The sequence below is a fragment of the Pseudomonas sp. BCRC 81390 genome (assembly GCF_030341915.1).
Lineage (GTDB): Bacteria > Pseudomonadota > Gammaproteobacteria > Pseudomonadales > Pseudomonadaceae > Aquipseudomonas.
This window is the reverse complement of sequence record NZ_JATAAG010000088.1, coordinates 1-229: the sequence shown is the minus strand read 5'-3', so window position 1 is coordinate 229 and position 229 is coordinate 1. Positions and strand designations below refer to the sequence as shown.

Sequence of the window (229 nt, the reverse complement as noted above, 5' to 3'; positions counted from 1 at the left end):
AGTGAACCAGTACCGTGAGGGAAAGGCGAAAAGAACCCCGGAGAGGGGAGTGAAATAGAACCTGAAACCGTATGCGTACAAGCAGTGGGAGCCTACTTTGTTAGGTGACTGCGTGCCTTTTGTATAATGGGTCAGCGACTTATATTCAGTGGCGAGCTTAACCGAATAGGGGAGGCGTAGCGAAAGCGAGTCTTAATAGGGCGTTTAGTCGCTGGGTATAGACCCGAAA

1 rRNA gene is annotated in these 229 nt (G+C 50.2%); it reads left to right on the top strand.

The features are described from left to right. Positions 1–229, top strand: a 23S ribosomal RNA gene (locus QSV36_RS26215); the annotation flags it as partial.